General features: G+C 41.6%; 9 protein-coding genes. All 9 read left to right on the forward strand.

Translation table 11 applies throughout. The features are described from left to right. Nucleotides 1–216: 216 nt before the first annotated feature. Nucleotides 217–1,335 carry a bifunctional 3,4-dihydroxy-2-butanone-4-phosphate synthase/GTP cyclohydrolase II gene (ribBA, locus tag A1019T_RS04970; RefSeq protein ID WP_077447488.1) on the forward strand — a complete coding sequence of 373 codons (1,119 nt, stop codon included), beginning with the start codon at nt 217–219 and terminating at the stop codon, nt 1,333–1,335. Next, a complete protein-coding gene (locus tag A1019T_RS04975) occupies nt 1,319–2,443 on the forward strand; it encodes an alpha/beta fold hydrolase (RefSeq protein ID WP_077450686.1) in 1,125 nt (374 codons plus the stop codon). The genes ribBA and A1019T_RS04975 overlap by 17 nt, the downstream gene beginning before the upstream one ends. A gap of 152 nt (nt 2,444–2,595) precedes the next feature. Beyond that, nucleotides 2,596–3,462 (forward strand): bile acid:sodium symporter family protein, encoded by an 867-nt coding sequence (locus A1019T_RS04980; protein ID WP_077450687.1) that lies wholly within the window; start codon nt 2,596–2,598, stop codon nt 3,460–3,462. Nucleotides 3,463–3,499: 37 nt separating this feature from the next. Then, the gene (locus A1019T_RS04985) at nt 3,500–5,701 is read left to right on the forward strand and encodes an ATP-dependent helicase (RefSeq protein ID WP_077450688.1); all 2,202 of its coding nucleotides are present in this window, start codon (nt 3,500–3,502) and stop codon (nt 5,699–5,701) included. A gap of 262 nt (nt 5,702–5,963) precedes the next feature. After that, the gene (locus tag A1019T_RS04990; RefSeq protein WP_077450689.1) at nt 5,964–7,112 is read left to right on the forward strand and encodes a polysaccharide biosynthesis/export family protein; all 1,149 of its coding nucleotides are present in this window, start codon (nt 5,964–5,966) and stop codon (nt 7,110–7,112) included. A gap of 63 nt (nt 7,113–7,175) precedes the next feature. After that, complete coding sequence (locus A1019T_RS04995; protein ID WP_077450690.1) at nt 7,176–7,610, forward strand: low molecular weight protein-tyrosine-phosphatase; 435 nt, start codon at nt 7,176–7,178, stop codon at nt 7,608–7,610. 96 nt (nt 7,611–7,706) lie between these two features. Then, nucleotides 7,707–9,962, forward strand: coding sequence for a polysaccharide biosynthesis tyrosine autokinase (locus A1019T_RS05000; RefSeq protein WP_077450691.1), 2,256 nt, complete (start codon nt 7,707–7,709; stop codon nt 9,960–9,962). Between the two features lie 66 nt (nt 9,963–10,028). Next, nucleotides 10,029–12,005 carry a nucleoside-diphosphate sugar epimerase/dehydratase gene (locus A1019T_RS05005; RefSeq protein WP_077450692.1) on the forward strand — a complete coding sequence of 659 codons (1,977 nt, stop codon included), beginning with the start codon at nt 10,029–10,031 and terminating at the stop codon, nt 12,003–12,005. Between the two features lie 104 nt (nt 12,006–12,109). Then, on the forward strand, nt 12,110–13,571 hold a 1,462-nt coding region (locus A1019T_RS05010), incomplete at its 3' end, for a lipopolysaccharide biosynthesis protein (protein WP_143514083.1).

Below are 13,571 nucleotides of genomic sequence, written 5' to 3' on the forward strand. Positions count from 1 at the left end.
TAACCCAATAATTAGCCCAATAAGCAGTCTATTAAAGGGATAAAGTAGCAATAAAAAGGCATTTAATACGCCTTAACTTCCCTTTCATAGCTTGTTTTAATAACTTTTTGACACCATTGATTCATGGCAGTTAATGGCACTCAGACCCAGTTACAGGTACAATGGTCACCATATTCATAGCTTATAATCTGATAAACAATAAAAGAGAAACCTTTCATGGCATTAGACAATATTAAAGACATCATTGAAGACATTCGCGCCGGTAAAATGGTCATCTTAATGGATGATGAAGACCGCGAAAATGAGGGCGACCTAATTATGGCCGCTACTCATATCAACCCTGAGGCCATTAACTTCATGATTACTCACGCCCGCGGCTTGGTGTGCTTAACCTTGACCGAAGAGCGCTGCCGTCGTCTTGAGTTGCCACTAATGAGTGACAACAACGAAGCCAAATTCAGCACCAACTTCACTGTATCTATTGAAGCGGCTGAAGGGGTAACCACAGGTATTTCTGCTGCGGACCGTGCGCGTACCGTACAAGCGGCCGTTTCTGCGACTGCCAAAGCTGAAGACATCGTGCAGCCCGGTCACATCTTCCCTATTATGGCCAAAAAAGGCGGCGTGCTACACCGTGCCGGTCATACAGAAGCCGGTTGTGATTTAGCCCGTCTAGCAGGTCTTGAGCCTGCAGCAGTAATCGTAGAGATTATTAATCCAGACGGCACCATGGCCCGCCGTGATGACTTAGAGAAATTTGCTGCTGAGCATGATTTAAAAATCGGTACCATCGCTGATCTAATTAACTATCGTATTGCCAATGAGCAAACGGTTAATGAAGTTAGCAAGCAGCCTTTTGAAACCGACTTTGGTACTTTTACCCTGTATCAGTTCAAAGAATACGGCGCTACAGAAACTCATTTAGCGTTAGTAAAAGGTGACCCAAGCGAAGGCGTAAGCACCGTACGTGTGCATGGCTTCCATCCGCTACGTGACTTATTCTCGGCTAAACGTGATGCTACCGGCCGCAGTGGTTGGAGCGTACAAAGCTCATTGCAAGAGATTAGCCAGTCTGAGCGCGGTGTATTAGTATGGATTGGCAACGACGAGCCAGTAGATTTGGGCGAAGCACTTGAGCGTGCTAACAACAATCAATCTGTATCTACTTTAGCGAATCAGCCTTACCGCAGTATCGGTGTGGGCGCGCAAATCTTACGTCACTTAGGCGTGCGTGACATGCGCTTACTGTCAACACCGCTTAAGTTTAATGCGCTATCAGGCTTTGATCTAAACGTAGTGGAATGTATCGACTCTCCTGATGCGTCCAACCGTTAAGTCTTTCAAACCGCTGTTAAGTAATACCCTTACAGCCACCAAAGATAAAACCTCTACTCTGCTGCAGCCGTATACCCCAAGGCTGCAGCAGTTGGTCAGCTGTGATGGAGTATCTCTGCCCATTACGGTAGTCGGTCACCCTGAAGCCGAGCCGGTAGTATTGCTACACGCCTTTGGTATGGACGCGCGTCAGTTTTTGCCTTTTGTGTTACCGCTGTTGGGGCAGTATTGCTTTTATCTGCCTCATTTTCGCGGCTTTGGCTTAGCGGCCAATACTCCGAGCAGTGAATTTAATTTCATCGAGCAATATGCCGATGATCTAGAAGTTATCCTGACCCATATCTGTGCCGAGCATCAGGTAGAGTCTGTGGATGTCGCGGCTATTTCTATGGGAGCGCTGGTAGTTTGGGCTCATTTTAATCGTTATGCACATAGCGAGCCTCAGTCTACTACTACCACTTCTAACAATAGAAATAGCACTACCTCTGCTAATAACCAGTCCTCTACCACAAATTCTTCTAAAAACCATTCAAAAATTACGCGCTATCTAAACATTGACCAATCTCCCATCGTGCACAATCAGCCCGATTGGCAAGGCGGTGTGTTTGGTGAGGAACAAGCGCAAATCTTTGAGCAGTTTAGTGAAGTATTGCAAGCCACGCTACCGTATTTCCAGCAGCAAAATATTACCGATTTTAGTCACCTGCCTTTTGCTGTAAAGCGTCAGATTACACAGGTGGAAACGGCATTTTCATTAATGTCAGCCGGTCGCCTACCCTCACAGTTGTTTATTAAAAGTAGCAGCTACCTGCCCGATTATAAATTGGCGGTGTATCAGCATCCCACGTGGCAACAAAAGCTAAAAGGATTAAACGCTTATCTTGAGCTGCCTTATGATTATCGAGAGGCGCTCACTCACACTCAGACTCCAGTAACCATGTTAATTGGTGCCCAATCGCAGCTTTATGATCCCACATGGCAACGCCAAGTAGCGGATATCCTGCCCAATGCCGATGTGATTGAAATCGCTGAGTCTGGTCATGCCATTCCTTTGGATGCGCCGATCCAATTTGCTCAGGTTTTAAAGCGTTTTTTACAGGCCAGTTAAGATTGACAGGTATTAGCTAGGTCGCCTTTCTATTATTGCCACAACACCCATTAATATCTTGGCCAAATAGAGTCTAAACGTCATTGCTTGTGTCACCGCGTGGTATTGCCTATACTTGAGGCACACTTTCACATACCTAAACGGACTTAAGTATGGATACGCTCTCTGTGGCCTTACTGCCGCTTATTTTGGCTTTTATCATGTTTGCATTGGGTTTATCCATGCAAATCGCTGACATCAAGTACATCGCAAAAGAGCCCAAGCCATTTATTATTGGCTTTATCGCTCAGCTGGTGCTGTTACCCGTGGTCACCTTTGTACTGATACTATTGCTAAAACCTGCTCCGGCTTTCGCCTTTGGCTTTATGCTGCTCAGCTTCTGCCCAGGCGGGGTCACCAGTAATATGCTGTGTACTTTATTAAAAGGAAATCTACCGCTATCGGTGGCTCTGACCTCAGTGATGAGCTTGGTGTCTATTTTTACCGTGCCGGTGTTGACTGCTTGGGCTTATGGCCACTTTTTAGGCACTGAAGGCGGTTCGATTAACTTGGTGAGCATGGGGATTAAGATGTTTTTAATCACTGCCTTACCGGTCGGACTGGGAATTTTTGTTCATGAAAAAAGGCCGGCTTTCACCAGAGCGCACCGTGACAAGTTTATGAAAGTGGCCTTTGTGTTATTTGCCCTCTTAGTGGTTGTGGCCATCTTTAGTAACCGCGAAGTGCTGTTTAATGAGTCTGGGCAAATCACAATCATGATTGTGACCTTGTTACTCGCCTTATTCATCATAGGCTTAGGCATACCCAAACTGCTGGGCTTATCTTGGAAAGATGCTAAAACCATTGGTATGGAGGTGGGCATTCAAAACAGTTCAATGGCCTTGGCGCTATCTGGTATTTTGGCGGTATCGAGCGAATCAGTATTGCCTGCTTTTGCCCTACCTGCTGGCGTGTATAGTGTGGTGATGTATTTGGTTGCTATCCCTTATATTTGGCTGTTTCGTAGATTTAATGACTGATATTCTTTTAACCTAACTCTAACTGTAATCGACGCTTATGACCGACTCTTTATTTTCAACTCGCTATTATAGTTATCCCAAGCTGGATGAAGACATTCGCGACAAGATGCAGCATTTGCGTCAGTCGATTGCCAAGCTTGAGGCCAATCTGATTACTCCAGACTCGGTTGATAAAGCGTCAAAACAGACAGAAGGTCATAAAGATAACTCCGCCCTAGAGAATACAGTACTAGCAGAAAGTGAGGTCGATTATGCTGGCGAGTTAAATCCCAGTCAGTTGTTGGCAGCTACTACCATCGAAGGAAAGGTGTTGGTCATCGCTGGTGCCGGCTCTGGGAAGACTAAAACTCTGACCTACCGCACCAGTTATTTGATAGAAAGTGGCGCTTCTCCCAATAGTATTCTACTGTTAACTTTCACCCGAAAAGCGGCTAATGAAATTAAAGGCCGAGTCAAAAGCTTATTGGCTGAAAGTCTGGCGGACAATAGAGCGTTAAGCGGCCTAGATTTAAATGCCATTACCAGTGGTACTTTCCACTCGTTTTGTAATATGCTACTGCGTCGCTATTCTGGGCTTTTAGGGATTAATCCAAAGTTCACCATCTTAGATACTGGCGATAGTGAAGATGCGCTGGATATGATTTGTAAAGATCAGGGCGTTGTCCGCAAAAACATGAAGCAGGCTTTCCCACGCAAAAAGACCTTACAAAAACTGATTTCCACCTCGCGCAACCGGCACATCCTACTGCGGGATTTAATTGAAAATGACTATCCGGATATCGCCATTCATATTCCGGTCATTGAGCAGTTGGCGATGGAATATCACAGATATAAGCGCGCCAATCACTTATATGATTTTGACGATATTATCAGTCAGGTAGTTTATCATCTAAAAAACAACCTACAATTTCGTAAGCTGATTCAAGACACTTACCGCCATGTGATGGTCGATGAGTATCAAGACACTAATATTCCTCAAAAGCAGTTAATCGACTATATCTGTAAGCCTGATAATGTGTCACTCATGGTGGTGGGTGATGATAACCAAAGCATTTATGCTTTCCGTGGGGCCAATTACGAAAACATTCTGTTATTTGGTGACAGCTATCCTGAAGCCAAACTGATTAAGCTTGAGCAAAACTATCGCAGTACCCCGGCTATCTTAGATTACGTCAATGCGCTGTCTGAGCAAATCACTTTGGGCTATCAAAAAAAGCTGTATTCCAGCTTAGCTGTTGATGGGTCAAAACCGGTATTATCGCGTCGCAGTAATGACAAAGAGGAAGCCAAATACATTGCTGATAAAATCATCAACTTAAAGCCAGAGCATGACTATAATGATTTTGCGGTATTAAGCCGGACCTCTTTTCAATCCAACGAGATTCAACTGCAGTTTATGCAGCGTAATATCCCATTTATCGTGGTGGGCGGTATTAAATTTATTGAAAAGCGCCATATCAAAGACATCTTGGCATTGGTGAAAATCTTATACAATCCTAACGATACCATTGCTTGGCACCGTATCTTAACTTTATTTAGTGGCGTTGGTGAGGTGACTGCGACTAAGATTACCAACGCCATTACCAGCAGAAATAACTCGTTTGAGCCGCTACTTGACCCTAAACTAACCAAAAATAAAGAACACATCAAAGAGCTGTATCAAGTGTTGACCAAAGCTGAGCAACAAGAAACTGTGGCCGATATCTTGCAGACCTTAATAGATTTTTATCTGCCTATGTTAAAAATGCTTGAGGACAACTGGCGTGAACGCTCGGAGGACTTCCGAGTATTGATTAACTTAGCGCGGGAGCACAGCAGCTTAGATAACTTTTTGGAAAACTTAGCCCTCGATCCACCCAATGATTCAGTGGCGGTCATGGGTGATCCGGAGAAAAAAGAGCCCGATGCGGTAACCATCTCTACCATTCACAGTGCTAAGGGGCTTGAATGGCCGGTGGTCTTTGTCAACTCCTTGGTTGATGGATTGACACCCCACCACCGCTCACTGCATGAGTTTGAAGAGTTAGAAGAAGAACGTAAACTGTTTTATGTGGCCTGTAGTCGTGCCAAAACCCATCTATACTTAACCGCTCCCGATTACTATTCAAGTTTCGCTGGTTACTTTGATAAGGTTTCACGTTTTATCGCCGAGGTTCCAGAAGATACAGTACTAGTAGATAGCCACGCCTCTAAGGCTCGAGCTGAAAAACCTGAATCTAATGAGCCGGAATGGTGGTAGCAATATTCCTGGTTAGAAAGTAGCCCTATAATTCCTTACTTTTATAGTATATATTCTGGTTTTTTATAGTAAGATAGCCCCATAATTGGGCAGCACTCTTAATTTAATGTTAAAATACTCAGAATAATGGGTTTACTTTATCCTGATACTTTTTATCCAAAATTAGAGTTACACCCTAACCCTATTTGCTCTTAACTTAATTGGCTCTTAATTTTAACGATTAAGGGACTGAGTCGGTCGAAATAAAGGTAGAGAAGTTAGCATGAATTTTTTAAAACACCGCAAATCTTTGCTCACTAGTGCAGCACTTGCCGTGACCATAGGCTTAACTTCGGGCTGTGGCACGATTAATGCGGGCATGCAATCGGGCGACTTGCCGCCACAAGGGGCTTTTATTGCTGAAAATGGCATGCAGTTTAATATTCAGCCCTTATCTTTAGCAAACTTACCCCCTGCTCCTAGCTATGCATCAAGCCGCTCAGGTATGGGTATGAAAAACGCTCGGGTACGTGAGTTATTAAATGGCTCACGCGGGGTAGCGGACTATCGCATTTCTACTGGGGATGTTTTAAGTATTAATTTAATAGAATATCCTAATATTACCCCTCCTAATAACAACTCTATGAATGCGAGTGCTAGCAATCCTTATGCCGCCGGCTACCCAGTTGATCAACAGGGTTACCTCCAGTTTCCATTGGTCGGCCGAGTTAAAGCCAGTGGTTTAACGGTTAGCCAATTTACTAATAATCTACGTAGCCAGTTACAGCGTTATTTAAAATACCCTGACCCTCAGGTAAAAGTAGTGAATTTCCGCGGTAGTAAATTCTTTATTGATGGTGCAGTGCGTCAGCCCGGTGAGTTCAATATGGCCGATGCGCCTATCTCATTATATGGCGCTATCTCTATGGCGGGTGGGGCTACTACTGAGGGCGACTCCAACAGTGTGGTGCTAACCCGTAGAGGCGTGAAATATGAGCTAGGGCTCCGTGATTTACAGGACATGGGCGTCTCTGCCAGTCAAATCTATTTGCAAGATGGCGACTCTATTCATATCAATCGCCTCGATCGTAATAAAGTCTATGTTTTAGGTGAGTTTGGTGAGATTAAGCCTCTTGAAATACCGGATCATGGCTTAACGCTGACTCAGGTCATTGGTCAGTCAAAAGGGTTAAACCCTTCTACTTCTAATGCGGCTAAAGTCTACGTGGTCCGTGATCACGGTAATGCATCGTATACCGATATCTACCATGTCAACTTACAGACAGTCACTAATCTAGCTTTGGCTAACCGCTTTGAGATGCATCCTAATGATATCGTCTATGTGGATCCTACTGGCTTGACCCGTTGGAATAGATTTATCAACTCGGTTCTACCTTCAAGTAATGCGATTAGACAGTTATCAAGCTTATAACATAGCCGTCATAGAAGGCTGATAATTTTTTGTTTTTTGAGATTTTAATTGTAGGAATCACTCATGGCTTTTGAAAACATCCTGGTAGTTTGTGTCGGTAATATCTGCCGCAGTCCAATGGCAGAGGCTTTATTAAAGCAGCGTTTCCCTGAGAAAAATATTGACTCTGCTGGCGTTGGGGCGTTGGTAGGTCATGGCGCTGATGATGCGGCAATTAAGGTAATGCAAGAAGAGCAAAATATTGATATCACCAATCATGTAGCCAAACAGATTGATGAAAAGCTGGCACAAAAGGCCGACTTAATTTTTACTATGTCTGAAGGTCAGAATAAGTGGATTGAGGAACGCTGGCCATTCTGCCGCGGTAAGACCTTTAAGTTAGGTCACTGGAATGGTAAAGACATTGCTGACCCTTATAAGCACGAAATAAGTGCTTTTCAGACCGCGTACCAGGACATCGTAACCGGTATAGAAGAATGGGAAGATAAAATCAGTTAATATGCTTTTTTAATATAGTCCTTCTTTTGTATTATAGGCTCCTGTGTAGAATAAGCCGCTTTATTTAACTAGTAACCAATAAATAGTGAAAAACCTATGAGTCAGACTGTGCCTAACCCTTCTACCAATGACACCACTCAACAAGACGATGAAATTGATCTAATTGCGCTATTATTGACTTTACTGCGTGGTTGGAAAACTATTCTCGCCTGTGCCTTATTAAGTTTAGCACTAGGGGTTACCTATAGCCGTTATGTCCAACCTACCTATCAGACTGATGCCCTACTTCAGATTGATGAAAAGTCGAAAGGGGTGGCTGCTCTAGGGGCCAATATCTCAGAATTAGTGGGTGAAAGTGGCAGTGCTGCTGAAACTGAGCGTGAACTTATCAAATCACGTATGGTATTAGGCCCTGTGGTGGATAAGCTTCATTTAGATTTACGGATTAGCAATCCTGAGATAGGATCTCTAGACCGTATTGCGCAGTCTAAGATACCCTCTCAAACCAGTACTGAACAAGGTGTGTTCCTTGAAACTAGACATGGCGAAGCGCAAATTAATAACTTTGAGGTACCTCTAGCTTACCTTAACAAGCCTTTCACTCTAGTAAAAACAGCGACAGGCTTTACCCTTAGTCTTGAGATTAATGAAGAAACTATTGAGTATAAAGGAAATATCGGCACCCCTACTACTCTAAACACACCAGAGGGCAATATTAGAATCTCCGTCGCTTCCCTACCTGCAGTGGGACATCCCATTAGTTTAACTAAGCTGTCTACTCCTTCTGCTATTAATGCGCTAGGTGATAATTTATCTGTAACCGAACGAGGTAAGCAGACAGGTATTGTACAGCTTACCCTTTCTGGTGAAGATCAAGAACAGGTTAGCCGAGTCCTTTCTAATGTGGTGCAATCTTACATCGATCAAAATTTGTCTCGAGGAGCACAACGAACCACCACAACCATCGAATTCATGGAATCACAAATCCCTCAGCTGAAGCAAAAGCTCGAACAGTCGGAAGAAGCTTTTAACAAGTTCCGAGAACAGTACGGTACCATTGATGTTACCAAAGAAGCAGAGATTCTTTTAAGTGAGAGTGCTCAAATTGAGCGTCAGCTGAGCGAGCTACAGTTAAAGCAAGCTGAGTTACTGACTTACTATACTGCAGAGCATCCTCTGGTAGTGCAAATCAATGATCAATTAGCAGTATTAAATGCAAGACGCCAAGAAATCAAAGACACTGTAACTCGTATGCCAGAGACTCAGCGTGAGTTCTTACAGTTATCCCAGGACATGGAAATTAATCGTGAAATCTACCTAACTATGCTGAAAAACTATGAGCAGCTTAAAATTGCTCGTGCTGGTGAAATTGGTTCTGTTCGAGTGGTTGATATGCCTATCAACACCTATAAAGCCATAGCCCCGAAAAAGCTACAAATCTGGATATTGGCTTTATTGCTAGGTACCATGCTTGGCACTTTGTTAGTCTTTATAAAAAGCTTATTACGTAATCCAGTTAAAGATCCAGAACAGTTGGAAGCTAAGACTGGTGTGCCGGTTATTGCCACCATTCCACGCTCGAAGACTTCCTTCAACCTGAGCAAAAAGAAACATAATAACCGTAACCTATTGGCTATGGTAGATCATGAAGGTCTTAGCTACGAAGCCATTAAGAGCTTGCGTACTTCTCTGATTTTTACCATGCCCAAACTGACAAAAGCAGCTCAAGGCAGTATTGAAAGCGATACTGGTATGATAAAGCATGGTAAAGTTATCGTTATTACCGGTGAAGCCCCAGGCATTGGTAAGTCTTTTGTTTCTTCTAACTTGGCTGAGACCTTCTCCCAATTAAATAAAAAAGTATTAATTGTAGATGGCGATATGCGTAGAGGGGAGCTGCATAAAATATTCAGTATCACTAAGAATGTTGGCTTGAGTGATTATTTAACGGCTAATGAAGATGCTTTAAACAATTACATTCACCCTACCTCTTTTGATTTTATTGACTTTATGCCGCGCGGTGAGCACCCTACTAACCCAGCCTCTTTACTTGCCAGTGAGAAATTCAGAAGCATGATGGCTCAATTGGTTGCTATCTATGACATCATTATTATTGATACGCCACCAATCTTAGCCGTATCGGATGCTATTATCACTGCTAAATATGCCGATAAAGTACTGATGGTAACTCGCTTTAATCAGTCTATTGAAGGTCAGGTAGCTTATGCAGTGAAACAGATGGACAAGGGCGGCGTCACTGTAGACGGTATTGTATTAAACGATATGGTACAAGGCATCACCAGTAAATATAACTACCATTACAGTTATGCTTATGGTAACTCGAAAGACTAACTATAGTACTACTAGATCCTCCCCCTGCTAATTTAGCCTTATAGCAAATATAACAGTGATATAGCCATGCAACACAAAGATAAAGATAGTCGTACTAAGCAGGAATCTGATTTCAGTACAATCCATGACGATCCTGTACCTACTAAACTTAGTACTTTAGCAGAAGGACTATTACAGCTGCCACGTCCAGTCAAGCAAGCTATACTGCTATTAGGTGACTACTGCATATCTATAGTCTGCCTTTTTTTTGCGCTTTCATTACGTCAAGGCGTACTTGATGTTAATGCCAGTCCATTATTGGTTTCTCTGTATGCGCTAGTACCTATTCTAGGCTTATATGTGGTCGGATTTTACCGCGGAGTTACTCGTATCTTCTTTGATACCGACATGCGCCGCGTGCTTAAGCTATTTGTCATCATTCTTATAATATTCACTGTTGTCTATTTATTTGACTTTATTACCAGTATCCCACGCTCAGTTCCGCTTCTTTACTTATTTATGCTGTTTATTTGGCTGTGGGGCAGCCGACTATTTTTGCGTGATTTGTTATTGCGTTTGCAAGGCAAACCTGTCTATCAAGATTCGAAGAATATAAATGTTGAACGAGATAACGTGCTCATATATGGTGCTGGTGTATCCGGTACCGCTCTTTTTGATGCTTTAGAAGATTCTCCTCGTTATCAGGTAAAAGCCTTTATAGATGATGATACTCGCTTGACAGGTGGGCATATTCTAAATAAGCGTATTTATCCAGCCACAGATATCAAGCATTTAATTGATGACTTAAATATTGCTCAAGTGTTTTTAGCAATGCCCTCGGTTAGCCGTCAGCGCCGTCGTGAAATTATTGATGGTTTGACAGAAATGTCAGTTAAAATTAAGCAACTACCTAGTCTGCAAGACATCGCTGAAGGTAAAGTTACGGTCAGTACCATGCGCCGGGTAGATATCTTGGATGTATTAGACCGTCAAACTGTTGAACCTGACCAAGCCCTACTTCATAAAAATATTAAAGGTAAAAATGTACTGGTTACAGGTGCAGGCGGCTCTATTGGCAGCGAGCTGTGCCGTCAAATTGTTAAAAACAAACCTAAATGTATAGTGCTGTATGAGCTTTCTGAATATGCTTTATATGCTATCCACCAAGAGCTTGTTATCTGGACAACTAACAATAGTGAAGGTCAAAACATTGAAATCATTGCTCTTCTTGGCAATGTAAATAATCAAGATAAGTTGTCTACAGTATTTAAAAAATACGATATTAACACTGTATATCATGCAGCGGCTTATAAGCATGTCCCTATAGTGGAGTTCAATCCTTTTGAAGGCGTTATAAATAATGCTAAAGGTACCTATCACTGTGTAAAAGCTGCTATTGAATCAGAGGTAGAAACCTTTGTTTTAATCTCAACAGATAAAGCAGTACGTCCTACCAATATCATGGGTGCCTCTAAACGCCTAGCTGAGCTTGTGTGCCAAGGCTTTAGTAATGCTAATCCTAAGACAAAGATCAGTATGGTACGCTTTGGTAATGTGTTGGGCTCATCAGGATCGGTAGTTCCTCTATTCACCAAGCAAATCGCTAAAGGTGGCCCCATTACTGTGACTCACCCTGAGGTAACTCGTTACTTTATGACCATTCCAGAAGCGGCTAACTTGGTTATCCAAGCTGGAGCAATGGCACAAGGTGGTGAAGTCTTTGTATTAGATATGGGTAAGCCGGTAAAAATTGTTGATCTTGCACGTCGTATGATTCACTTAAGCGGCTATGAAGTAAAAGACGAAAGCAACCCTGCTGGTGACATTGAAATCATATTCAGTGGCCTACGCCCAGGGGAGAAGCTGTATGAAGAGTTGATTATTGGGGATGATAATGTAGAAGCCACTCAGCACTCTTTAATTATGCAGGCTCGTGAGCATAGCTTTGATCTAGATGAAATCGAATCTGTATTGTTTGAATTAAAGCCCAGGGCTCAACAACACGATGTCGACTGGCTCAAAAACGAATTTAGTCATTATGTAGAAGGCTATAAAGCCAAGTAACCCAATCCTTTCTTTCTAACAATATCAGTATTATTTTTAAATTTAGTACCATAAAATTTAATAAGATTATTTCTAATATTATTATGAAACAAACTGGTGGCTATGTGAGTAAAGATAATTACAAAAGAATGGCCAAAAATGCGGGCATGCTTTATTTTCGCATGCTGCTTACAATGTTTGTTGGCTTATATACGTCTAGAGTCGTACTTCAAACACTTGGAGTAGACGATTATGGGATATATAACGTTGTAGCTGGCTTTGTCACTATGCTAGGTTTCTTACATAGTGCTATGTCGTCTGCTACCCAGCGATTTTTATCTTTTGAGTTAGGCAAGTCTGAGGAGGAAGGTAGAGATGTGAGTGGTATATTTAGTATGAGCTTAAATATACACATTTTTATCGCTATTTTTGTCTTAATATTAGGTGAAAGCATAGGACTATGGTTTCTTAATAGTCAACTAAATATCCCAGCCGATAGGTTAGGTGCTGCTAAGTGGGTTTTTCACTTAGCTCTACTTTCTTTTATGGTAACCATTATTAGTGTGCCTTATAATGCATTAATTATTGCTCATGAGAACATGGCAGTTTTTGCTAAAGTCAGTATAGTCGATGTCTTCTTAAAGCTAGCTGTGGTATTTATGCTAACCTTACTTGGGTTTGATAAGCTGATATTATACGCAATACTTAATTTACTAGTTGTAGTTATCGTATTTATGATCTATAGAACCTATAATGTAATTAAGTATGAAGAGTCAAGATTTAAATTATATTGGGACCAGCAACTTTTTAAAACTCTAATATCCTATACAGGGTGGAACCTTTGGGGGAATATTGCTGCAGTGATGAGTAATCAAGGTGTAAACATATTACTCAATATATTCTTCGGTCCTGCAGTTAACGCTGCACGTGGACTAGCAATACAGGTTTCTAGCCAGTTAGATAGATTTGTTCAAAACTTACAAGCAGCTATTAATCCTCAGATAGTAAAGTCCTATGTAAGAAATGACTTAGCATATATGCATCAATTAGTGTGTTATAGCTCAAAATACAACTTTTATATCTTACTAATTCTTGCTATTCCAGTCTTAATACATACAGATTTTATACTTAATCTATGGCTAGGGAAACCTCCAGATAACACTACCCTATTTATAAAGCTTATCATTTGTTCTTTATTAATAGATAGTTTGTCACCTTCATTGATGACTGCTGCACAAGCAACAGGCAAAATAAAAAGGTATCAGTTAGTAGTAGGTAGCATCTTATTGCTTAACGTTCCAACCTCATATTACTTTCTAAATAGTGGTGGAGATGCTTCTATTGTGTTTTACGTAGCCATTTTCTTATCATTAGTTGCTTTAATGGTAAGAGTGTTTTTAATTTCAAAACTAATTAATTTAAATATAAAACAATATATTTTAGAAGCTATTACACCAGTACTAATAGTATCTGCAACAATGTATTTAATTTTTGAGTTATTTAATATAAGACCTCAACATTCTTTTTTAAGGTTTTCTATATCTACAACTATATTATTGATAACAAGTATTGGAGTAATATTAATAC

It is taken from the genome of Psychrobacter piechaudii, from assembly GCF_900162825.1.
Lineage (GTDB): Bacteria > Pseudomonadota > Gammaproteobacteria > Pseudomonadales > Moraxellaceae > Psychrobacter > Psychrobacter piechaudii.